Below are 22,791 nucleotides of genomic sequence, written 5' to 3'. Positions count from 1 at the left end.
GGTTCAGGTAACACTCGCGTCACCGGGAGCGAGCGTCCCTGCGTCGAGGCTACAGTATGATGCTCTTCTTGCGGACCATCTCCTCGATGGTCGTGTGCAGGCCCTGCCGACCGATGCCCGAGGACTTGTTCCCGCCGAACGGGATGTCGCCGAGACCGTGGCTCGGAGCGCCGTTGATGCGGACCGCACCGGCGTCCAACCGGTCGCTCAGGTCCATCGCGCGGTCGTAGTCGCTGGTGAACACCGAGGCGTCGAGCGCGAGGTCGCCGTGGTTGGCGATGTCGAGGGCCTGCTCCTCGTCCTCGAAGGTCGTGACGACCGCGACCGGGCCGAACTGCTCCTCGTGGACGATGCGGGCGTCGTGGGGCACGTTCGCCAGCAGGGTCGGTTCGAACTCCGTGCCGTCGCGCTCGCCGCCGCGCACGAGGTCGGCACCCTTCTCGACGGCGTCCTCGACCAGTTCCTCGACCCACTCGGCCTGCCCCTCGTTGATGAGCGGTCCCATCGTGGTCTCCTCCTCGAAGAGGTCGCCGGGTTGCCAGCTATCCATCTCGGCTTCGAGCAGGTCCACGACCTCGTCGTGAACCGACTCGTGGGCCAGCACCCTGCTCACGGCCGAACAGCGCTGACCGGCGTACTTGAACGACCCCTTGGCGCACTGGCCAGCCACGTCGGCCAAGTCGGCGTCGGGGAAGACCACGGCCGGAGCGTTCCCGCCGAGTTCCATGTGGAGGTTCACCATGCCGCTCTCCTTGGCGACGTGCTTGCCCGCTCCGCTGGAGCCGGTCATCGAGATAACGTCGATTCGGTCGTCGCCCGAGAGCACGTCGCCGATGACGCTCCCCCGGCCCGGCACGAAGTTGAACGCGCCGTCCGGCATGTCGAGTTCCGAAATCACGGCGGCGAGAATCGCCGCGCTGACCGGCGTGTCGCTCGCGGGCTTGAGGATGACGGCGTTCCCGGTGGCAATCGCAGGCGCGACCGAGAGCGCGGTGGTCGCCACCGGGTAGTTGTACGGCGTGATGGCCAGCACCGTGCCCATCGGTTCGTGCTTGACGATGGCCTCCCAGCCCTCGTGTCCGGCGGTGGTGCCCTCGCGGAACTCGCCCTTCAGCGAGCGGACTTCCTCTTTCGCGCGTCGGAATCGCTCGGCGGCGGACTCGACCTCGCCGCGGGCCGAGGAGATGGGTTTGCCAGCCTCGCGGACGATGACCTCCGCGAGTTCCTCCTTGCGGTCAAGCAGTCCGTCGGCGATGGCGTCGAGCCAGTCGGCGCGCTGAGGAATGGTCGTCTCGCGCAGTTCCGATTGGACGCGCTCGGCCGCGGCGAGCGCGTCGTCGGCCTGCTCGGGACTGGCGGCCGCGACCTGCGCGAACGAACCGCCGTCCGCGAGGTCGGTGACTTCGAGAACGTCGTCGGCGTCGAGCCATTCGCCGTCGATGTAGAGGCGCTCTCGACGCTGGAGTGGTTGTTGGGACATACACCCCTCTTGTCGCTCCGAGGGTAAAATATTTACTCACGATTGGATTAACGACGGGTTCGCCGACTCCTCCGCTCTCGGGAATCCCGGTCGTTTTTCTCCCGTCGCTCCGAGTCGCTGGACGTGCCAGAGGACTCACGACTCAGCGAGACGCCGCCGACTGTCTCGCAGACGCCGCCGAACGCCGCGCGGACGACGACTGCCACAGGAACGCCGACCGTCGCGGCCTGCCAGATAGCCGTCGCCGACCTCGACGTGGCCGCAAATCTGGCGACTATCGAGGAGCGCGTCGCCGCTCTTCCGCCGGAAGTCGATGTCGCGCTCTTCCCCGAGTACGCGCTGACGGGGTTCGTCGCCGACGAGCGCGTCCGCGAGGTCGCGCTGGCCCGTGACGGCGAGACGCTGGAGCGTCTGCGCGCGGTCGCGGCCGAGACCGACACCGCGCTCCTCGTCGGCTTCGTCGAGCGCGCGGAGGCGTCCGGCGCGGACGCTGGCGAAGCGTCCGACGCGGGCGAGGCGTACTACAACGCGACGGCGTACCTTGACCCTCACGGCGAGGGTGAAGCGGTCGGAGAGAGGGGCCGACCCGTCGAGACCACCATCTACCGCAAGCGCCACCTCTGGGCGAACGAGTCCGAAGTCCTCGTGCCCGGCGACGAGCGCGTCACGGTCGAGACGCCGGTCGGCACCGCGGCCCTGCTGACCTGCTACGACCTCAACTTCGTCGGCGAGAGCGCGGCGTTCGCAACGCCCGACGTGGACGCGCTGTTCGTCGGCGGCGCGTGGCCCGCGGCCCACAGCCAAAACTGGAAACTCCTCCTGCGCGCTCGCGCGCTCGACGGCGTTCGGTGGGTGGTCGGCGCGGGTCGGACCGGGCAAAGTACGGTCGGCGACCCGACGGAGTACGCCGGGCGCTCGCGGGTCGTCCGCCCCGACGGGAGCGTACAGGCGGGTCTGAACCGCGGCGAGCGGGACTTGGTGGCGAGGTTGGACCCCGCGGTGCTGGCGGAGTGTCGGGAGTTCATTCCGGTTTTGGAGGACTGAGGGATAGGCGGTTCGTCGGTTATTCTGTGGATTGTGGTTCGAGTACGGCAACGGTTTGAGTCCGGTTTGATTGCTGTCGGAAAGTCGTCGGAGCTAGCTACTGCCGACGCCAATCAATGACTGCACCGCACCGCAACCGCGAGCCTCACACCTCCCAACCGATTGCGTTGCTCGTTTCACTGCGCTACTCATCCCTCGCGCGGATAGGCGCGGCGCGCGACTGCGCGCCGCGCCCGCACGCGCCGAGATGGAGAACTGACCGAGCGCACCCCTGCCTCCAAAACGCCCGACGCGAGAACCGACGCCGAATCTCTCGGACCGACCCGCGAGTACACTTAAGCGCCCGCCGGTGGTAGCCGACTCGGAGGCGATTACCCATGAGCCAACAGCGACAGGTACTCCAGCAGGCGGGCACCGTCGAGGGCAACGCGGTCCGTTTCGACGCCGAGAAAGCCGAACAGGTCGTCGAAGCCCTGAACCTCGATTTGGCGGCGAGCGTCGTCCGCTATCACCAACTTCGCAAGCATCGGTGGACCGTCGCCGGTCCCGAATCGGGCGAACTCGCCCGATTTCTCGGCGAGGCCGCCGCCGAGTCCGAGCGTCACGCCGACGGGCTGGCGCGCCGAATCGGGGAAATCGGCGGCGTCCCCCTGAGCGGTCCCGCCGCGTTCGAGCGCCACAGTCGGGTCCCCTTCGAAGGCGAAGACGTGTACGACGCTCGGACCTCGCTGGCCAACGACCTCGACGCCTACGGCGACGCAATCGAGAGCGTCAGCAGTCACATCGAACTCGCCGAGAGCCTCGGCGACCACGCCACCGGCCACCTGCTTCGGGACCATCTCGCGGACCTCGAACGGCGCGCGAGCGCCATCGACGGCCTGCTCGCGCGTGATTCGCTGACCGAGTGGTGAGGCGCGATGTGACATTCACTCTACGTGATGATTCTCGCCGGTGATAATCCACGAGAAATTTATTGGCGAGGGGTGATTCGGGAGACGTAGCGCCGATGGTGTCGAAAGCGTTTTTCACGGGGTCGAAGTACCTCGTCGAAGACAACGACGGCCGTCACGACTACTTTCGTCTCAACGGCAAGCGATTTCTGAAGGCGCTCTCGATGGCGGGCCAGCGCGTCGTTGACCTTCCGGTTGACGCCGACGACCGGAAATCTCGCTACCTGAAGACGCTCGTGAAACTCGATGAGGACTACTCCGCCGCCCGCGAGGACGAGGACGACGCCAAAGGCAAGTATCTGAAACACGACAAGCGCGCCGAGTGCCGCTTCCGAATCAAGACCGCCGAGCGACTCGGCGATTTGGTGGACGACCTCCACGCGGTGCTATCGCCCCACGACGCGCTCGTTGATGCCGCGGTCGAACAAGTCGAGCGCACCGAATCAGGCGAGGACGACCTGCGGCGGATTCGCCACGTTAACCGGGAGTCGCCCGGCGGTGACCCCCAAATCTGGAAGCGACTGCTCGAAAAGTACGACTGGTACGTCGGTCACGAGCGCGAGCAGTCCACGGCCGCGCGGAGTCGTTCGAGGGGGTAGTCGAACTCGAAAAGGTCGGTCGAATCGGAGGGGTAGTCGAACTCGAAGGGTAGCAGTCGAACCGGAGAATCGCGGCTGGCGCTCCTACAGCGCGAGCCAGTCGGTCGCCATCTCGGACTCCGAGAGGTGCCACCGCTGTTCGATCTCCTCTTCGCCGCGCCGAACTTCGACGACCGCGTCGAACAGCGCCTCGACCGATTCGACCGTCTCGGAGTCGTAGCGCGCGGGGAGGTGGTAGTGGGCCATCCCGTCGAATCGCTCGACGGTCTCGGTCAGGCCGAGCAAAAACCGGCGAACGTCTCGCTCCTCGTAATCGGCGACTAGCGGGACGAGCGAATCGAAACAGAGCCGTAGCTCCGCGGGCGAGAAGCCACCCGTTTTGGCGTCGAACCGCTCGATAGTCTCCTCGATAGCCGTCCCGAATTCCCGCAGGTCGTCGCTCTCGACGGTGACGTGCCGGAGCGACGAGTCCGAGGCGTTGCGCACGCCTGCCGGGCCGTCCAAGGAGTCGCCCCCGAGCGAGGCGTCGTCGGTCGCACTCCCACTGCGAACATCGGTCTGCCAGTTCACGACCGCGGCCTCGTCGCTGTACGCTCCTGACTGGGCCGACTGCAACCTCGCGTAGGCGGTCGGCGGTCTCGCGTCGCTGGTCACGAACAGGCGATAGCGCGGTCCAGCGCTCGACTCGCCGAGCAGACGCTCGCAGGCGGCGTCCAGCGCGTCGGTGCCGACGAGCAACACGTTACACCCGTTGCGCTTGAGGTCCGCGAGTCGATGTCGAAATCTGGCTACCGCTTCCGGACTCCCCTTTCCTTGCTCCCCACACATTGCTTCACTAATAACGTCAACGTATACAATAAGTGTTTCGGGGGTGCAAAACGCGGTCTCCGAACCTTCGGCAAGAAACGGGGGGAGCCGAGACCTTTCGGGGCCGGAGTTCCGAGAGGCAACCGATGACTGACGACCTGTTTGATTCGCTGTCGATTCGGGAGACGGAACTCCGAAATCGCGTGATGGTATCGCCGATGTGTCAATATTCCTGCGACCGCGACGGTCTCGCCACCGACTGGCACGAGGTCCACCTCGGGAGTCGCGCGACCGGTGGCGCTGGCGTCGTGATGACCGAGGCGACCGCAGTCGAACCGCGGGGTCGAATCACGCCCAACGACCTCGGAATCTGGAGCGACGACCACGGCGACGCGCTCGCGCCCGTCGCCGACTTTATTTCGAAGCGCGGCGCAACCCCCGCAATCCAACTCGCCCACGCGGGCCGGAAGGCCAGCAAGAACAGTCCGTGGGAGGGAAGCGACCCACTCGGTCCCGACGAGGGCGGGTGGGAGACCGTCGCGCCGAGCGCCGACCCCTACCCCTACGAGGAGGGCGAGACCGAGACCCGGAAGATGGACGACGACGATATCGAGTCGGTCGTGGACGCCTTCGCGGCGGGGGCCGAGCGCGCGCTCGACGCGGGCTTCGAAATCGCGGAGGTCCACGCCGCCCACGGCTACCTGCTCCACGAGTTCCTCTCGCCGGTGACGAACGACCGCGACGACGAGTACGGCGGTGACTTCGAGGGACGAACTCGTCTCGTCCGCGAGGTCACCGCCGCGGTCCGAGAGGTGTGGCCCGACGACAAGCCCGTTTTCGTCCGCCTCTCGGCGAGCGACTGGCTACCGGACCGTGAGTCGTGGACTCTCGACGACACCGCGGAACTCGCGCCCCTGCTCGCGGAGGCAGGCGCGGACCTCGTGGACGTGAGTTCCGGCGGCATCCACCCCGACCAGCAGATTCCCCAGACGGGACCGAACTATCAGGTGCGCTACGCCGAGCGCGTCGGCGAGGCGACCGACGCGCTGGTCGGCGCCGTCGGCGGCATCACCGAACCCAAGCAGGCCGACGCGCTGATTCGCAACGACCGCGCGGACCTCGCCATCGTCGGCCGGGAACACCTCCGGGACCCGTACTTCACGCTCCACGCCGCCGAGGAGCTGGGAGCGGGCGACCGCGTTGAGTGGCCGGTTCAGTACCGGCGCGCGACCCAGTAGAACGGCGCGAGACCGTCAGCTTTCGGCGATAATCTTGTGGAGGACGCCCACCGCGGCGACCAACATCGCAAGCAGACCCGCGAGGGCGACGAGGCTTACGAGGAGAAATCCGAAAGCCGTCACCGCGGTTCCAGCGAACGACGTGCTGAAAATGGTCAGGACGTACCCGAGAGCGAGGACCGCGTAGAGTTTCAGAAACTCGTCTCGCGTGGCGTATTCGAGGGCGTCGCGTGCGGAGACTGACATATTTCAGAGTGTCACGCGGGCGAGGAAAATCCTTCGCAAGCGACGCGAGAGTGGTTGGCGTCCATAGAGCGAAGAGTTCCGAACGTCGGGAGTTTCGGCAGGCGAACGTTTGAATCGTGGCGCGTGGGGGCGTCTGCGCGAACGGACGTGAGCGCATGGCTCGTCGGACGCGGGTTGTCCGACGGCGCGTCGCCGTCGGCGACGCGCCCTTCCGCGCGAGGGACGAACGACTGAGCGTAGCGAAGGAGTGAGGAGGTTGGGGAGGCGTGAGGGTGATGCGGGGCGGTGCTGGGCGGTTGCGGTGCTGTACGATTAGTTCAACTCTGAAGCTAGCTTCCCTCCGACGTTCGTCGTCGTTTTGCGACGACGGCCCGGACCACCGACCCTCGCCGATAACGACTTCCCAGTCATCCCGAAAGCGGCCAAACTCTTTAGGACGCGACACGTAGACCCGGCCATGAGAGATGACCGCGACGACCGACGCGACGGCGACCCGCGACGGTCCGACGACCGCCGCACCTCCGACGACCGAACCGGTTCCGCCGACCGACCTGATTCCCGCGACCGAGACCCCGAGCGAATCGACGAGCGCGTCGAGGAGTTGGAGGGCCGCGTCCGGGAACTCCGGGACGAACTTGGCCGCCCGCCCGAGGGTCCGCTCGGCCTGCCGCGCCCGCCGACGCCGCGCGAGGTGTTGTCGTTCACCGGCGAGTACGCGATTCCGACCGCCATCGCCATGCTTGAGGCCAACGTCCGGGCGTTGAAGGCGCTCCAACAGGTCATCCGCCTGCTCGACCCCGAGCGGAGCGTCGTGAACGAGGAGCGCGAGCGACTCCAAGGCCGGGCCGCCGACGCGAGCAGACTCACCCTCGACCGCCTCGAATCGGCGCTCGAAGACGTGGAGACGACGATTCGGGAGAGCGACCTGCCGCGCGAAGACGCCGCGCGCGACATCCTCGACGACGCCCGGCGCATCAACCGCGAGATTCGGGACCGCGTGGACCGCGAGCGGAGCGAAGTCGAGGAGTCCCGCCAGCGCGAGCGCGACATCGACCGCGAGCGAGGGCGCGACGAGCCCAGCGAGGGCGACGACTCGAACGACCGGTCCGGCGGCGACGACGAGGACCTCCGGGGCGCAACGACCATCGAACTTACCGACGAGAGCGAACGCGCCGACGGGGCGGACGCCTCGGAGGACGACGACCGCGCCGAGGTGGACGTGGAGGCCGAACTCGAATCCATCAAGGACGAGATGGAACGCCGGAACAACGACTCCGGGGGCGTCGCCCCGACGGAGGACGATTCCGAGGACGGCGACGCCGGGAGCGACCTAGAAGACTCCGGCGCGGAGGACGCCGACGCGGACGACTCGGACGACGCCGGTTCGGAGCATTCCGACGACGCCGACGCAACCGACGACGACGAGTGACTACTCCCTGACGCTCTCTCTGCGACGAACTCTGCGGTACAGTCGCTGGACCAGCGAGCGGTCGGTCTCGGAAGCGCGGCCCGCAATCCACGCGGCCGTTGCGCATCCGACGCCGAACGCGAGCATCGCGTAGTTCGCGGCGTCGTTGGTCGCGCGCACGAGGTCCAGCGAGTAGAGCGCGGGTGAGACCGGGTAGACGGGCATCACGCCCCACGGGTTGAGCAGGTCCGCGAGCAGGTGCGAGACCACCGCGAAGCTTCCGAGGAAGAACGCCCAGAGCGCCCCGCGGAGGGCTTCTCGACGGGGACGCTCCCGAAGCGACGACGCGACGACCAGCACGCAGAGACCACCCACCGCGAGCGCGAACCAGAGGGTGTGAGTCACGCCCCGGTGGACCAGAAACGCGAACTGGCCGTCGAGGTCAGGGAACAGCGCGTAGGCGAGGACGACGCCGCCGCCCGAGAGCGCGTCGCGGGCGTACCCCCGCGAGAGCAGGGCGTACCCGACCACGGCGTAGAGCGCGAGTGCCAACCCGTAATGGCCCGGCGGAAACACACTCCGAAGCGACCGCGGATTCAATGTGAATCTATCGGTTTTTGAGGTGCCAGCGCGGTGACGCCCGAGAAGTTGTTACCGACTCGCCGCGTAGGAGCGTCGGTATGCTTCCGACACCGCTGTTCGGTCCCGTTCCGGGCGGGATAGAGATGATGATACTTCTGCTCGTCGCCGTCCTGCTGTTCGGCGCGAACAAACTCCCGAAACTCGCGCGCTTGACCGAGAACGGACGACGTGAGTCTCGGACGAGACCGTTTACTCCCTCGGTTACAATCGGAATTTCTCCGCCAACTCATCCGGTTCTGCAAGGTATCTAAAGACGTGAACGTCACCGTTGATTTGGGTCAGCTTCAATCGACCGACTCCAGATAGTCGCTGCGTTATTCCACGCGAGACGGATACTTCTCGGAAGTCGGAAGACGTGACATGTAACTGTGGCTCGTCTGTTTTCCGGTCGTACACGACGAGTTCGTCGCTGTACACTCGATATTCGAGGTGGCCGTACTGCGTGTCGAACAGCCAAATTTGTCCCGCGACGACGCTTCCGACGAATCCGGCGACCAGTAGACCACCGAACACCGGACCGATTACGTCGGCGAGGATCAGGAGAACGATACCGGCGATACCGACGCTACCGGGGTACAAGATGCCGTAGCCGAGTCCGTATAAGATTCCATCTACCCGGACTGCTCGTCGCTCAGTCCGGAATACAGCCGTGGGTTCGCTCTCGGGCGATTCTATCGCTGTCCGCTCCTCGCCGATGCTGCCGGATACCCAATCGAACGAGAGGAGACCGGATCGATGTTCGTATCGAGTCGGATACCCCACTATCGTCACCCGGTAGGTTTCGTAGGCGAGTTTACAACAAGCGACGAAGAGGAACATCGCTCCGACGCTGGTGCGTACCGACCCGGAGGCGTCGGCAGACGAGACGACGGCCGGGTTGCCGTAGACCGCGGCGGAGAAGGTGAGGAACGCGAGCCAGAGAAACCGTCGCCGAGGCCAGACGACCGACGCCGAGACCTCCTCGTATCGTCGGTCGTCGAGGAAGCTACGACGAAACGCCGACCAGTGTCGGTACGCGAACGCGAGAGTGCCGACCGAGACCAGTGCGACCGCAACTGGGTCGAACGCGAGCGAGTCGGGGACGACGAACAGGAGGACCACGCCGGTCGGGACCCAGAAAACGGCGACACGGCGGAGCAGCGAAAGTACTGCCGGAGTATTTCGGGGGTGTACTGGTGGCAAGTCGTCGTGAATCTCGACCGTCCCGCGTTTGCTCCCCAGTTCCAAGCGCTCGAACAGTTTGATACGGTATCCATCCCGAAATGGTTCGGTCGGTACTTCTGCGAGTAGTCCTTCAACACCTGTCCGGACGAGTAGTATTCCGGCCTCCAACCAGTAGAGAACGAGCAAGAGGGTAACGCTCCAATCGAAGACGAGGACGCTGGCAAGGGCTGTCGCGTTCCCGAGACAGAGCGCCGTGATTAGCGACAATTGGCATTTCAGCGTCGCATTAGTGCTCATGTTGGTGTATCTAATTCCGTCCGTCGGGGGGTACTACGCTCCACAGTACGGTATCGAACCCCCGACCGTCACACGTTTTTCCAGACTAATCCCTCAACCGTGCCGGTCATCACTGTCTCGCCACCCTCGTTCTCGCAGGCGACGGCCGCCGAGAGGTCGTAGCGGTCCGCGCGCTCGGCGACTTCCGCGACGGTCACCTCGCAGGTCACGGTCTCGCCGGTGTAGACGGGGTTATCGAAGTTGAAGGCCATCGAGTGCCCGAGACCTTCCAAGTCGCTCCCGATTTTCGTCGGCATCGTCGCCGTAGACCGTGAACGAGCAGGCGGTCCTCGTCGTCGGGTTCAACATGGCGGGGTTGCTAGTCGCCCGAGAGTTCGGCGAACCGGCGAACGTCCTCGGGGGTGAAGGTGCGCTCGAAGGTCCGGGTGTCGCCTACGGAGGGCGGAGTCATTCGATTCTCACACCGGGTCGAACCGATACCCGTCCCACTCCTGACTCGCCTTCTCGCGGATTCCGGCGTCGGGGTCGCGCAGTTCCTCGGCGTAGACCGGCCGCACTTCGTCGCCGATTTCGACTTCGGCGTCCTCGGCGAGTTGGCCGATGGCGCGCACCGACTCGTCTTCCACTTCGAACTCCACGATGGCCAACGAGTTCGGTTGCCGGACGCCCGGCGGCGTCGCGGTGTTCGTCGTCCACGTCACGACCTCCGCGGTCCGGTCGCTTAGGTCGATTTCATCGGTCTGTTCCTCGCCGCATTCGGGACACAGTTCGTGGCCCGGATAGGTTACGTGCCCGTTCGGGCACCGGTAGGCGTACATCGTCATCTATGGCTCCTCCAGAATCGTGGTTGTCACGCAGTTGCCGAACCCGCCGACGTTGCAGGCGAGACCGACCTCGGCCTCGACCTGCCGGTCGCCCGCGTCGCCGAGCAGTTGTCGGTGCAGTTCGTACACCTGTGCGACGCCGCTCGCGCCCAAGGGGTGGCCCTTCGACTTGAGGCCGCCCGAGGTGTTGATGGGCAACTCGCCGTCCCGGTCGGTGACGCCCTCCTCGACGGCCTTCCAACCCTCACCCTGCTCGAAGAAGCCGACGGCCTCGCTCTGGAGGAATTCGAGGATGGTGAACATGTCGTGGAGTTCCGCCACGTCCACGTCCTCGGGGTCGCGGTCGGCCATCTCGTAGGCGTCGTCGGAACTATCCACCGCGCCGCCCATCACGGTCGGGTCGTCGCGCTCGTGGACGACGTGGGTGTCGGTCGCGCCGCCGATGCCCGAGATGACCGTGTATTCGTCCTCGGGGACGTACTCCTTGGCGACTTCCTCGGGGCAGAACAGCAGGCCTGCGCTCCCGTCGGTAATCGGGCAGAAGTCGTAGAGTCGCAGGGGGTCGGCCACGATGGGCGACTCCATGACGGTCTCTAAATCGACTTCCTTGCGGAACTGCGCGTGGGGGTTGTCCAGTCCGTTCTTGTGGTTCTTCACCGCGACCTTCGCCAGACTCTCGCGGGGCGCGTCGTACTCGTGGAGATACCTGCGCGCGGTGAGACCCGCGAAACTCGGGAGGGTCACGCCGTGCTTGTACTCGACGGGGTGGGTCAGCGACGCGATAACGTCGGTCGCCTCCGCCGTCGTCTTGTGGGTCATCTTCTCGCCGCCGACCAGCAGGGTCATCTCGCTCGCGCCGGAGGCAACCGACTGCCACGCGGCGTAGATGCCCGCGCCGCCCGACGCGCTGGTCTGGTCCACGCGCTGGGTGTAGGCCGGTATCGCGCCGAGGTCGTGGGCCAGCGCGTTCGGCGCGCCGGTCTGGCCCTCAAACTCGCCGCTGGCCATGTTCGAGACGTACAGGTGGTCTACCTCGTCGGGGGAAACGTCGGCGTCGGCGAGACACTCGCGGCCCGCCTGTGCGAGCAACTCGCGCAACCACGCCTCGCGCTCCCCGAACTCGGTCATCGAGGCTCCGATGATTGCGACTCGGTCCATGCCTGCCAGAAGGCGCAGGAGGGGTTTATATGCCGGGGATGACGCAATGGAGGTTTCAGGGAGGCGATAGCTGGTCAGCCAGTTCGCTCCGGACGGGGTCGCTCGGACTGAACACCGGTGAGGACCGACCGGGTTCTCGCGGTCGTCTTCGGGGAAGGCTGATCGGGCCGGACGAACTCGGAATCGACGAGGGCTTTCGAGTCGAGGGGTAGGCGACTCGCGGGAGCGTGACAACACTCTCCCCAACCCGTACGCTCTTGTCGTCTCGGGCGGGAATGGAGATATGCTCCCGCAAGTTCACGTCGTCGCAACTGGCGGCACCATCGCAAGCACGCCCGACGAGGACGGAGCCGCGCCGAATCTCGACGGCGAGGACCTCCTCGTCTCCGTTCCGGAACTCGCCTCTCACGCCGACCTCAGCGTCGAATCCGTGGCACAGGTTCCGGGGTTCGACGTGGATTTCGAAATCATGGCCGCGGTCGCCGAGCGCGCACGCGAGGCGGTCGCCGCGGACGGCTCAGGCGACTCCGCCACAAACGACTCGCCCGACGCAATCGTCGTGACCCACGGCACGGACACGATGGCCGAGACCGCGTACTTTCTCGATTTGGTCTGCTCGCTCCCGATTCCGGTCGTCGTCACGGGCGCACAGCGCCGCCTCGACGAACCGAGTTCCGACGCGCCCGCGAACCTGCTCGCGGCGGTCCGCGCGGCCACCCACCAGCGGGTCGATGGAGGCGTCTTCCTCGTGTTCGACGACGAACTCCACGCGGCCCGCGACGTGCGAAAAGTCCACAGCCACAAACTCGCGGCCTTCGCCTCACCCAACGACGGCCCGGTCGCCACGCTGACCCGCGCCGGGGTTCGCTTCCACCGGGAACCGGAAAGCGAGTCGGTGTCGGTCTCCGCCACCGAACCCGACGCTCGCGTCGAGATTGTCGTCTCTGCCGCCGGAGTCGATGGCAGACAAGTCGAGCGCGCGGTCGAATCCGGTGTAGACGGCGTCGTCGTCGCGGGCACGGGCTTGGGGAATGCGACCAGCGACCTCGGCGAGACTATCGCGGACGCCATCGACGCGGGCGTGCCCGTCGTTCTCACGTCCAGAACCGGCGCGGGAAGCACGGGCGCGGTCTACGGCACCGAGGGCGGCGGCCAGACGTTGCAGGACCGGGGCGCGATTCCGGGCGGCGACCTCGCGCCGTGGAAGGCGCGGGTGAAACTCGCGCTGGCGTTGGACGCGGTGGACGATTCGACGACCGTCTCGGAGTATTTCTCAAACGCGACAGAGTGAGTCTGTCGATTATACCGCTACTCGTCAGCCCTCACGGACAGCGACGGCACCGCGACTCGCGCCGCGTGTCCCCGTCCGCGACTGAGCGCGAGCGGACAATCGCGGGCGCATCCCGTGGTCGGTGTCGATTCGGTCGTCACGCGCGAGCGTCACTCCCCGAACTGCTGTTTCTCCTGTTTGCGCAATTCTATCCGGCGAATCTTCCCGCTGGAGGTCGTCGGTAGCTCTTCGACGTACTCGATGCGTCGGGGGTACTTGTACGGGGCCGTCTCCGCCTTCATGTACTCTTGCAACTCGTCGGTCAGCTCTTCGCTCCCTTCGCGGCCGTCCGCGAGAACGACGTAGGCCTTGACAACGTTGCCCCGCTCGTCGTGGGGACTGGCGACCGCCGCGGCCTCGGCGACCGCCTCGTGGCCCACGAGCGCGTCCTCAACCTCGAAGGGACCAATGCGGTAGCCCGACGAGATGATGATATCGTCGGCGCGGCCCTCGAAGAAGAAGTAGCCCTCCTCGTCCATCCGGGCGAGGTCGCCGGTCCGGTAGTAGTCGCCGTAGAACGTCTTCTCGTCCAGTTGGGGCTTTTCGTAGTAGCCGTCGAAGATAGCGGGCGAGTCCACCGGAACTGCAATCTCGCCGGTCTCGCCCGGTTCGACTTCCTCCTCGTCTTGCGTGTCGAGCAGGGTCACGTCGATGCCCGGCACGGGCTTGCCCATGCTACCGGGCCGCACGTCGATGCCGGGGTAGTTCGTCACCAGCGCGACCGTCTCGGTCTGGCCGTAGCCGTCCCGCGGCGTCACGCCGAACGCCTCCTCGAACTCCTGAATCGGTTCGCGGTTGAGCGGTTCGCCCGCCGAGACGGCCTCGGTTAGCGCGAGGTCGTAGTCGGCCAACTCATCGACCTGCGTGAACATCCGGTACTGGGTCGGGACCGCACAGAGTCGCGTCACGCCCTCCTCGTCCATCAGGTCGAGGAACGTCTCGGCGTCGAACTCCCCCTCGTAGACGAACTGGGGCGCGCCGGTCGTCAGGGCGACGCCGACCGGACTCCAGAACCACTTGGCCCATCCGGTCCCCGTGGTCGCCCACAGCAGTTCGTCAGAGAAGTCCGTCTCCTGCGTGACGCCCCACCAGTAGGGCGCGTTGATTAGCTCGAAACAGCGGAGCCAGCGGTGGCGGTGGAGGACCGGTTTCGGTTGCCCGGTCGTCCCACTGGTGTAGTTGATGGACATCGGGTCGTCCGCGCCGAGGTTCGGTCCCTCGTGGTCGGCGCTCCGGCCCTCCAGCAGGGCCGAAAAGGCGTGCCAGTTCTTGCTGTCGGCGATTTCGTCGTCCTCCTCGGCGTCCAGTACGACCACGCGCTCAAGCGGCGTCTCCTCAAGAATCGGTTCGACCATTTCGGTCAGGCCCTCGTGGACGACGACGGTTTCGGCCTCGCAGTCGTTCGCCCGGAACGCGAGGTCCTTGGGTTTGAGCATGGCCGAACAGGGAACCAGCAACGCGCCGCGGGCCAGCGCCCCGACCTGAATAGCGAACGCGTCGGGGTGGCGCGGGAACAGGTGCATCACGCGGTCGCCCTCGCTGACGCCGAGGTCGGCCAGCGCCGACGCGAAGCGGTTCGCGTCGTCTCGCACGTCGGCGTAGGTCCGCTCGGTCTCGCCGCCCTCGGCGTCGCGGAACCGGACCGCGAGTCGGTCGCCGAACGAGTCGGCATGGGCTTCCAGCACCGCCGGGAGGTTGTAGTCGTCGGGAATCGCCCACTCGAAACTGTCGCGTTCGCGCTCGTAATCGACGGACATGTTCGATATCCTCGTTGGTCAGTTATTTGAGTGTGTCGCAAGTTCTCACATTTCACGGCCGATTTCGGTCCCCGCAGTCAGACCGCCCGGCCGCGCCGCGAGAGACCGACCAACAGCGCGCCCGCCGCGAGAACGAGGACGGCGGCGGCGAGCAACAGCGTCGTGTACCGCAGTCTGATAACCAGCGGTGCGAACAGGACCACCGCACCGAAGACGAGGAGGGCGGTCCCGCCCCAGAGTTGTGTCTTGTCGTCCATGCCCCGCGTCGCAACGCCGAGACACTTAGCTTCGGGTGTCGCTGGCGTGGTCGGTTGCGACGGATGGCGCTGGCGGCGGGCGTCGCCCAGACGGGCCGCCCGAAACACGCTTCCACCGGCCCGACCAGCGCGGATAGACAACTTTTTAGGTATACCTAAACCAACTCTCGGGTAACGAATGAGCGCAACAGCAGACATTTGCGTCGTCGTCCCGACGATTCGGGAGTACGAGTGCATGCGGGCGTACTTCGAGAACGCCCGCGAACACGGCTTCGACTTGGACCGACTCCATGTCGTGCTGGTGACCGAGGACTTCTGCGACACCGACGAGATGGCCGCGATGCTGGCCGACGAGGGCGTCTCGGGCGAGGTGTTCGACGCGAGTAGACGCGCGGAGTGGTACGACGAGCAGGGCATCGCGGAGTACGACCACCTCGTCCCCGCGGCGAGTCACGCCGAGACGAGTTTCGGCCTGCTGTACGTCTGGGCCAACGACTTCGACTACGGCTTTTTCATCGACGACGACACCTTACCCCACGAGGAGTTCGACTTCTTCGGCAGTCACATGCGAAATCTCGATTTCGAGGGCGAAATCGAGGAAGTATCCTCCGACGAGAACTGGGTCAACGTCCTCTACCAGAACTTCGAGGAACACGGACTCTACCCCCGCGGCTACCCCTACGCCGCGATGGACGAGAGCGTCGAGACCGAGACGACCGAAATCTCGGACGTGGTGGCCTCTCAAGGACTCTGGACCAACGTGCCGGACCTCGACGCGGTCCGTATCCTGATGGACGGCGACCTGCAGGGACAGGCCCAGACCCGCACCACGACCGATGACTACGACGGCGACTTCGTCGCGGCCCGCGACAACTATCTCACGGTCTGCTCGATGAACCTCGCGTTCGAGCGCGAGGTCATCCCGGCGTTCTACCAGCTTCCGATGGACGACAACCGCTGGGACGTTGGCCGGTTCGACGACATCTGGTCGGGCGTCTTCCTCAAGCGCGCCTGCGACGTGTTGGGCAAGCGCATCTACAACGGTACGCCGCTCTGCGAACACAACAAGGCCCCGCGCTCGACGTTCGGCGACTTGAACAACGAGGTTCCGGGACTCGAACTCAACGAACACCTCTGGGAAGTCATCGACGGGACCGGTGGCGACGCCGACAGTTACGCGGGCGTCTTCGAGGCGATGGCGACCGAACTCGCCGAGGGCGACTTCGAGGAGTACGAGAACGGCGCGTTCTTCAACTACGTCGGCGAGTACATGCTCGATTGGCTTTCGGCGCTGGACGAACTCCGCGCAATCGAGTCCACCCCGACTCCGGCCGACGATTGAACTGATCCGCCGACGCCGAAATCGGTAAGTATAAGAGTTTTAGGCAAGCCTAATTCTAAGTATGAGCGAGCGTCAGTTCTGGACACGTCGTCGTCTCCTCGCGTCGAGTGCGGTCGGCGCGACTGCGAGCCTCGGCGGCTGTCTGTCGCAGTTTACCGGCGAACAAGAGAGTAGTTCGGCACTCAGCATCTCGGACTTCCGCGGGTCGGGTCCGCTCGTCGAGTCCCGGTCCGCGCCGGGCGGCACCTCGATGGACGATCTCCCGGACCTCGAAGGGTCCCTGGAGATATATCTCGGCGGCGGTGAGGGCGGACTCTACGAGAATCTGGTCCGCCTCCTCGAACAGAAATACTCCAACTTCGACGCCAACGTCCGGATGGCTGGCTCGACCCAGTTGGCCAACGAAATTATCGAGGTCGAGAAGGGCGGCGAAACCAACGCCGACGTGTTCTGGTCCATCGACTCCACGTCGCTCGGTCTCGTCGCCGACGCCGACATCACGAGCCAACTCCCCCAGCGCGTTCTGGACCCGGTTCCGTCGGGCTTCCGAGACTCGAACGGCGCGTGGGTCGGCGTCGCCGGGCGTGCGCGTTCGATTCCGTACAACACCGACGAGCTTTCGGAGTCCGACATCCCGGACAAGGTCCAACAGCTGCCGCAGACCGCCGCGCTGGAGGGTTCGATGGGCTGGGCACCGACCTACGGCGCGTTCAAGTCGTTTGTCACGGCGATGCGACTACTCGAAGGTCCCGAGACGACCAAACAGTGGCTCAGAGGGATGCAGGACCACAACGTCTCGCGGTATCCCGACGAGTTCCAAGTGTCGAACGCCGTCGCCGACGGCGAACTGCAGGCCGGGTTCGCCAACCACTACTACGCGCTTCGAGTCATCGCCTCGCGCGAGAACGCGCCCATCGACCTCGCGTTCACGAAAGGCGACGCGGGCGCGCTGGTCAACGTCTCGGGGTGTGAGCTTCTGGAAAGTTCCGACAAGCAGGAACTCGGTGCCGACTTCGTCCGCCACCTGCTCTCTGCGGAGGCACAGGAGTTCTTCGCCACCCAGACGTTCGCGTACCCGATGATTCCGGAGGTGTCGCCCGTCGGCCCGCTCCCGACGGTTGACCAACTCGAACCGCCGGAGATAGACCTCTCGAAGCTCTCGAACCTCGAACCGACCCTCGAACTGATGCGAGAGGTCGGGGTGCTGTAGGAATGTCCACCAGCGACCGCATCCGCGAGGCCACCGCGAAGTTCGGTGGAGACGAGGAGTCGCCACCGGTTTCGCTCGTCCTGCTGTCGGGTGCGGTGGCTGCCGCCGTCGCGTTCCCCTTGGTGTGGCTCATCTTGCGGTCGCTCGAAATCGGCTTCCAGCAGGCACTCGACCTGCTGTTTCAGCCCTCGACGCTCGAAGTCGTGACCAACAGCGTCGCGCTCGTTGGGGGCGTCACGCTCGGGTCGGTCCTGATAGGCGTCCCGCTCGCGGTTCTCACGGTCCAGACCGACCTCCCGTTCCGGCGGTTCTGGACCGTCGTCGTCTCCCTGCCGCTGGTCGTCCCGAGCTACATCGGCGCGTTCGCGTTCGTCTCGGCGTTTGGCCCGCACGGCGTTCTCTCGGACCTGCTCGCGCCGCTCGGCGTCCAATCGATTCCGACCATCTACGGTTTCAAGGGCGCGACGCTGGTCCTGACGCTATTTACGTACCCCTACGTCTTTCTGACGACCAGAGCCTCGCTGCTGTCGTTCGACGGGCGACTGATGGAGGCCGCCCGGACGCTGAATCACGGTCGATGGGCGGCCTTCCGGAAGGTCACGCTCCCCCAAATCGCGCCGGGTATCGCGGCCGGGAGTCTGCTGGTCGCGCTCTACGCGCTCTCGGACTTCGGCACGCCCTCCATCATGCGCTTCGAGGTGTTCACCCAGCAGGTGTACGTCTCGATGTGGGAACCGAACTACGCCGCGCTGCTGTCGCTTCAACTCCTCGCGTTCGCGGCGGTCATCCTCGCACTGGAAAACCGCATCTCCCGAAGCGAGGACGGTGCCCACGTCTCGCGCGGGTCGGGGTCGGTCCGCATCTCGCTGGGATACTGGAAGGGTCCGGCGCTGCTGTTCTGCGCGCTCGTCGCCGCGCTCTGTCTGGTCGTCCCGGTCGCCATCCTGTTCATGTGGCTGTTCCGGAGTAACCCGGCCTACACTGGCGGCGGGTTCGACTTCTCGTGGATATACGGTCTCAACTCCGGATGGGTCGCGTTGCTCGCCGCGCTGGCCGCGACGCTCGGGGCGCTCCCCGTGGCGTATTTCTCGGGGCGGTCGGACTCCCGACTCGCCACGCTGTTCGAGCGCGCGAGTTACGTCGGCTACGCGACCCCCGGCGTCGTGTTGGGTCTCGCGCTGGTGTACTTCGCGTCGTCGAACACGCCGGAACTCCTCGGCGTCGAACTCAACCTCTACCAGACGATTCCCCTGCTGGTGTTCGCCTACGTCGTCCGGTTCCTCCCGCAGGCGGTCGGTGCGGTTCAGTCGTCAATCCTACAGGTTGACCCCAAACTGACCGAGGCCGCGCGGACACTCGGCGAGTCGCCGGGGTCGGCGTTCCGGCGCGTGACGTTCCCACTCGTCCGTCCGGGCGTCGTTGCGGGTGCGGCGCTGGTGTTCCTGACGACGATGAAGGAACTCCCGGCAACCCTCATCCTTCGTCCGACAGGTTTTGAAACCCTCGTCACGTACATCTGGCGCGTACAGGACGCGGGTTACTACGGACAGGCCGCGGTTCCGGCGCTCGTCCTCGTCGGCGTGTCCGCGCTCTCGATGCTGGTCCTGCTCAAGCAGGACGGAAGCCTCGTGCGACAGGAAGGAGAGAACGATGCCTAGACGAACCCAACACGATGACTCCGAAACCATGGACCGAACGCACCGCGACGAGACGGCGACCGCACCGCGACACGAGAGCGACGACGCGGAAGCCGACCACGAGACCGTTCTCGACCTCGACGGCGTCGTCAAGGAGTACGCCGCCGAAACCGCGGTGGACTCGCTGTCGCTGTCGGTCCGCGAGGGCGAACTGCTCACGCTGCTCGGTCCCTCCGGGTGTGGCAAGACCACGACCCTCCGGATGATGGCCGGACTCGAACGCCCCGACGGCGGGACGGTGCGACTCGGCGGCGAAGTCGTCGCCGACGAAACCGGGTCGGTCAAGCCCGAGAATCGCAACGTAGGACTCGTCTTTCAGGACTTCGCGCTGTTTCCCCACCTCACGGTCTTCGAGAACGTCGCGTTCGGTCTCACCGAGACCGACGAGCGCGAGACCGAGCGCCGCGTCTCCGAACTGCTGAACCTCGTAGACCTCGCGGGCCACCGCGACGCCACGCCCGACGAACTGTCGGGCGGCCAGCAACAGCGCGTCGCCCTCGCGCGCTCGCTCGCGCCCGAACCCGAAATTCTACTGCTCGACGAGCCGTTCTCGAACCTCGACGTTCGCCTGCGCGTCGAGATGCGCGAGGAGGTTCGCCGAATTCTGAAGGAGGCGGGCGTCACGGCGGTATCGGTCACTCACGACCAAGAGGAGGCGCTCTCCATCTCCGACCGCGTGGCCGTGATGAACGACGGGGAGATGGAGCAGGTCGGCCGCCCCGAGAGCGTCTTCGAACACCCCGAGTCGCGGTTCGTCGCCTCCTTCCTCGGACAGGCCGGATTCCTCTCGGCGTGGCACGAGGAGGGGACGGTCGTCACGCCCATCGGTAACTTCGCGCCCCAGCGTCTCAACGGCCTGACGACGGAGTACGCGGGCACCGACCTCGACGTGCTGGTCCGGCCCGACGACCTCCGGGCGACCGTCGTGGACGAATCGGAGGCCGACGGCCACATCATCCACCGCCAGTACACCGGTCCCTCCTTCGTCTACCGGGTTGAACTCGACAACGGCGATCTGGTCCACTGTCAGCACAACCACGTCAAGGAACTCGACATCGGCAAACCGGTCCGGGTCGAACTCGACGCTGACCACACGCTGGCGTGGTACCCGCCCGAGGACGACGAGGAATCGGCCACCGAGCGCGTTTCGGAGTCCGTACGACCTCGATGAACCGACGGCGATTTCGGCTCTTCTCCGCGGCGGTTGCGATGGTTGGCGGCGCAATCGTCCTCCTGCTTGCGACCGAACTGTTCCCGTACCACACGACCAATCACGACGAGGCGGTGTATCTCCAGCAGGCCGGGATGCTGTTGGAGGGGCAACTCTCGGTGTCCCCGCCGGTTCCCGACTCGTTCCGGCCGTGGTTCTTCGTCCGGGACGGGGCGGAACTCTACCCCAAGTACGCGCCGGTTCCGGCCGCGATGTTCGCCGTCGGGAAGTTGCTCGGCGGCGCGCGCCTCGCGCTGGCCGGGATTGGGGCGGCGAACGTGGCGCTGACGACCGCGATTGTAGCCGAGGCCTTCGACCGGCGGACCGGCCTGCTCGCGGGAGTCTTCCTGCTCGCGTCGCCGCTGTTCCTCATAGACTCGTCGGTGTTCCTCCCCTACGCGCCGACGACGTTCTGGAACCTGCTGTTCGCGTTCGCGTACCTCCGGTCTGCCCGGCGCGAGGGAGCGGTAAAAGCCGCGGGCGCGAGGATCCGAGCAACCCACGCTTACGCCCTGCTCGCGGGTCTCGCAATCGGCGCGGCGTTCTTCGCGCGACCGTACACGTCGGTGCTGTTCGCCGCGCCGTTTATCGCCCACGCGCTCTACTCGCTGTGGGCCGGTCCGTCGGCGACGCGCCTGACGCGCCTCTCGCTGACCGCGCTCGGCGGGGGGGCTGGCGTCGGGGCGGCGCTGGCGTACAACGCCGCGATGACGGGGTCGCCGATGGTTTTCCCCTACGCCGCGTTCGCGCCTCAGGACGGTCTCGGGTTCGGCCACCGCGAGATTCTGGGCTACGCGCGCAACTACACCCCCGAACTGGCGCTTCGGGCAAACGCCGAGGTGGCGTCGGTGCTGTTCACCGAGTGGGTCGTCGCCGGGCCGGTCGGAAGTCTACTCGCCGCGGTCGGCGTCGGCGCGTTCCTGCGCCACGCTTCCGTCGGGAAGACCGCCGACCTCACCGACGTGCAGGCCAGAGCGATGCTGGCGGGCCTGTTCGTCTCGGTACTCGCGGGCAACGTCTACTTCTGGGGCAACCTCAACATCCTCGGGGCGCTGGCGGACCCGGCGGACGGACTCATCGACACGCTCGGGCCGTACTACCACTTCGACCTGTTGGTGCCGACCGCGGCGTTCGCGGCCCACGCCGCCTTCCTCGGATTCGACCGCGTGCGTGCGCTCGCTGGCGAGCGCACTCGACGCCCGCGAGCGGTCGTCGCGGGCGTCGCGCTCGTCGGCGCGGTTCTGCTCGCGGGCGCGACGGCGGGCGTCCTCGCGCCGACCGTCGCCGACCACGCCGAGATTACCGACTCCTACGAACGGGCCTACCAGCCCTTCGAGGACCGACAGCTCTCCGACTCGGTGGTGTTCCTCCCGACGCCGTACGGCGACTGGCTCAACCACCCGTTCCAGCACCTCCGGAACGACCCCGGCTTCGACGGCGAGCGCGTCTACGCGCTCTCGGACGGTCCCGACGACCTCGACGTGGTCGCGGCGTACCCCGACCGCGACTACTACCGGTACGTCTACCGCGGCGAGTGGACGCCGTTCCTCGGCGAGTCGGTCAACCCCGCGATTCACCGCGTCCGGGCGGTCCGCGGCGAGCGTGTCACCCTGAACGCGACGCTCGCGGTGCCCGAGTACGCCGAGAGCGTGTCTGCCCGCGTCTCGACCGGCGACGAGTCGGGCTACTACGAGGTCGATGGGACGCCGAAAAACGTGTCGCTCGGGCTTCGAGTGGCCGACGGGACCGCGCGCCTCGGCGGTCCGGGCGTGAGTCCCGTCGGCGAGAACGCCACCGTCCCGGTCGCCCGCGAGGACGAACTCGTCGTGCAGGTGTTTGTCAGCCGCGCGTCCGGCGGGTTCTCCTACCGCCTCGAACTGCCGGTCCGGCAGGCAGACGGTGAGGTCGCCGCGCTGACGCCCTACCGGGAAGTCTGTTTCGTCCCGGACAACTGCAACGGCGCGGCCGCCTACGTCGAGGACGCGGTCCCGAACGAGGTTCGCATGGAGACGACGCTCCGGGCGACTCGGTCCGGTCGCGTCGCCGACGACGGCAACGCGACCGCTCCGTAACGATGTCACTCTCCGAGTCGCACGCCACGCCCCGGATTCCGCGACAGCGCCGCCGCTCC

20 protein-coding genes and 2 pseudogenes are annotated in these 22,791 nt (G+C 66.3%); 12 read left to right on the top strand and 10 right to left on the bottom strand.

Features of this window, described 5'->3' with window-relative positions; all coding sequences use genetic code 11:
* Positions 1-49 precede the first annotated feature (49 nt).
* Positions 50-1,480, bottom strand: a complete 1,431-nt coding sequence (locus EP007_RS14840; RefSeq protein ID WP_128478393.1) for an aldehyde dehydrogenase family protein — start codon at positions 1,478-1,480, stop codon at positions 50-52.
* A gap of 234 nt (positions 1,481-1,714) precedes the next feature.
* Here EP007_RS14840 and EP007_RS14835 point away from each other — a divergent pair, with 234 nt between their 5' ends.
* From EP007_RS14835 to EP007_RS14825, 3 genes are all read left to right on the top strand, one after another.
* Positions 1,715-2,524 (top strand): carbon-nitrogen hydrolase family protein, encoded by an 810-nt coding sequence (locus EP007_RS14835; protein WP_368408107.1) that lies wholly within the window; start codon positions 1,715-1,717, stop codon positions 2,522-2,524.
* A gap of 377 nt (positions 2,525-2,901) precedes the next feature.
* A complete protein-coding gene (gene dpsA / locus EP007_RS14830) occupies positions 2,902-3,435 on the top strand; it encodes a DNA starvation/stationary phase protection protein DpsA (RefSeq protein ID WP_128478391.1) in 534 nt (177 codons plus the stop codon).
* 95 nt (positions 3,436-3,530) lie between these two features.
* On the top strand, positions 3,531-4,073 hold the full coding sequence (locus EP007_RS14825) for a hypothetical protein (protein ID WP_128478390.1): 543 nt from the start codon (positions 3,531-3,533) through the stop codon (positions 4,071-4,073).
* A gap of 84 nt (positions 4,074-4,157) precedes the next feature.
* Here the strand turns inward: EP007_RS14825 and EP007_RS14820 are convergent, their stop codons facing one another.
* Entirely contained in the window at positions 4,158-4,901 is a 744-nt protein-coding gene (locus EP007_RS14820) for a DUF7504 family protein (RefSeq protein ID WP_128478389.1), read from the bottom strand.
* A gap of 125 nt (positions 4,902-5,026) precedes the next feature.
* On the opposite strand from EP007_RS14820, the gene EP007_RS14815 reads away from it, so the two are divergent.
* Positions 5,027-6,118 (top strand): NADH:flavin oxidoreductase/NADH oxidase, encoded by a 1,092-nt coding sequence (locus tag EP007_RS14815; RefSeq protein WP_128478388.1) that lies wholly within the window; start codon positions 5,027-5,029, stop codon positions 6,116-6,118.
* A gap of 15 nt (positions 6,119-6,133) precedes the next feature.
* Here EP007_RS14815 and EP007_RS14810 read toward each other — a convergent pair whose 3' ends face one another.
* Positions 6,134-6,364, bottom strand: coding sequence for a hypothetical protein (locus EP007_RS14810; RefSeq protein WP_128478387.1), 231 nt, complete (start codon positions 6,362-6,364; stop codon positions 6,134-6,136).
* Positions 6,365-6,821: 457 nt separating this feature from the next.
* Here EP007_RS14810 and EP007_RS14805 point away from each other — a divergent pair, with 457 nt between their 5' ends.
* Entirely contained in the window at positions 6,822-7,793 is a 972-nt protein-coding gene (locus EP007_RS14805; RefSeq protein ID WP_128478386.1) for a DUF7547 family protein, read from the top strand.
* Here the strand turns inward: EP007_RS14805 and EP007_RS14800 are convergent, their stop codons facing one another.
* Positions 7,794-8,348: a metal-dependent hydrolase gene (locus EP007_RS14800; protein ID WP_166035622.1), complete on the bottom strand. Its 555-nt coding sequence runs from the start codon at positions 8,346-8,348 to the stop codon at positions 7,794-7,796.
* A 104-nt stretch (positions 8,349-8,452) separates the two neighbouring features.
* On the opposite strand from EP007_RS14800, the pseudogene EP007_RS17985 reads away from it, so the two are divergent.
* Positions 8,453-8,569, top strand: a pseudogene (locus tag EP007_RS17985) (Sec-independent protein translocase subunit TatA/TatB); the annotation flags it as partial.
* Positions 8,570-8,615: 46 nt separating this feature from the next.
* Here the strand turns inward: EP007_RS17985 and EP007_RS14790 are convergent.
* The 4 genes and pseudogenes from EP007_RS14790 to EP007_RS14775 all read right to left on the bottom strand — a co-directional run bounded on the left by EP007_RS14790 (position 8,616) and on the right by EP007_RS14775 (position 11,857).
* On the bottom strand, positions 8,616-9,875 hold the full coding sequence (locus tag EP007_RS14790; RefSeq protein WP_128478383.1) for a DUF6498-containing protein: 1,260 nt from the start codon (positions 9,873-9,875) through the stop codon (positions 8,616-8,618).
* Positions 9,876-9,943: 68 nt separating this feature from the next.
* Positions 9,944-10,326: pseudogene (locus EP007_RS14785) on the bottom strand (FAS1-like dehydratase domain-containing protein).
* Positions 10,327-10,333: 7 nt separating this feature from the next.
* A complete protein-coding gene (locus tag EP007_RS14780; protein WP_128478382.1) occupies positions 10,334-10,699 on the bottom strand; it encodes a Zn-ribbon domain-containing OB-fold protein in 366 nt (121 codons plus the stop codon).
* Complete coding sequence (locus tag EP007_RS14775) at positions 10,700-11,857, bottom strand: thiolase family protein (RefSeq protein ID WP_128478381.1); 1,158 nt, start codon at positions 11,855-11,857, stop codon at positions 10,700-10,702.
* 283 nt (positions 11,858-12,140) lie between these two features.
* On the opposite strand from EP007_RS14775, the gene EP007_RS14770 reads away from it, so the two are divergent.
* On the top strand, positions 12,141-13,148 hold the full coding sequence (locus EP007_RS14770) for an asparaginase (RefSeq protein ID WP_128478380.1): 1,008 nt from the start codon (positions 12,141-12,143) through the stop codon (positions 13,146-13,148).
* Positions 13,149-13,297: 149 nt separating this feature from the next.
* On the opposite strand, the gene EP007_RS14765 is transcribed toward EP007_RS14770, so the two are convergent.
* Complete coding sequence (locus EP007_RS14765; RefSeq protein WP_128478379.1) at positions 13,298-14,944, bottom strand: acyl-CoA synthetase; 1,647 nt, start codon at positions 14,942-14,944, stop codon at positions 13,298-13,300.
* A gap of 77 nt (positions 14,945-15,021) precedes the next feature.
* On the bottom strand, positions 15,022-15,201 hold the full coding sequence (locus EP007_RS14760; RefSeq protein WP_128478378.1) for a hypothetical protein: 180 nt from the start codon (positions 15,199-15,201) through the stop codon (positions 15,022-15,024).
* A gap of 178 nt (positions 15,202-15,379) precedes the next feature.
* Here EP007_RS14760 and EP007_RS14755 point away from each other — a divergent pair, with 178 nt between their 5' ends.
* The 5 genes from EP007_RS14755 to EP007_RS14735 all read left to right on the top strand — a co-directional run bounded on the left by EP007_RS14755 (position 15,380) and on the right by EP007_RS14735 (position 22,732).
* Positions 15,380-16,543, top strand: a complete 1,164-nt coding sequence (locus EP007_RS14755) for an alpha-1 4-glucan-protein synthase (protein WP_128478377.1) — start codon at positions 15,380-15,382, stop codon at positions 16,541-16,543.
* Positions 16,544-16,604: 61 nt separating this feature from the next.
* Entirely contained in the window at positions 16,605-17,753 is a 1,149-nt protein-coding gene (locus EP007_RS14750; RefSeq protein WP_128478376.1) for an extracellular solute-binding protein, read from the top strand.
* A gap of 2 nt (positions 17,754-17,755) precedes the next feature.
* Positions 17,756-19,411, top strand: coding sequence for an ABC transporter permease (locus EP007_RS14745; protein ID WP_128478375.1), 1,656 nt, complete (start codon positions 17,756-17,758; stop codon positions 19,409-19,411).
* Positions 19,404-20,621: an ABC transporter ATP-binding protein gene (locus EP007_RS14740; protein WP_243700400.1), complete on the top strand. Its 1,218-nt coding sequence runs from the start codon at positions 19,404-19,406 to the stop codon at positions 20,619-20,621. The genes EP007_RS14745 and EP007_RS14740 overlap by 8 nt, the downstream gene beginning before the upstream one ends.
* Positions 20,618-22,732, top strand: a complete 2,115-nt coding sequence (locus EP007_RS14735; protein ID WP_128478374.1) for an ArnT family glycosyltransferase — start codon at positions 20,618-20,620, stop codon at positions 22,730-22,732. Before EP007_RS14740 ends, EP007_RS14735 begins: the two co-directional genes overlap by 4 nt.
* Positions 22,733-22,791: the final 59 nt, after the last annotated feature.

This window comes from Halorussus pelagicus, from assembly GCF_004087835.1.
Taxonomy (GTDB): domain Archaea; phylum Halobacteriota; class Halobacteria; order Halobacteriales; family Haladaptataceae; genus Halorussus; species Halorussus pelagicus.
This window is presented reverse-complemented; position numbering and strand designations above follow the sequence as displayed.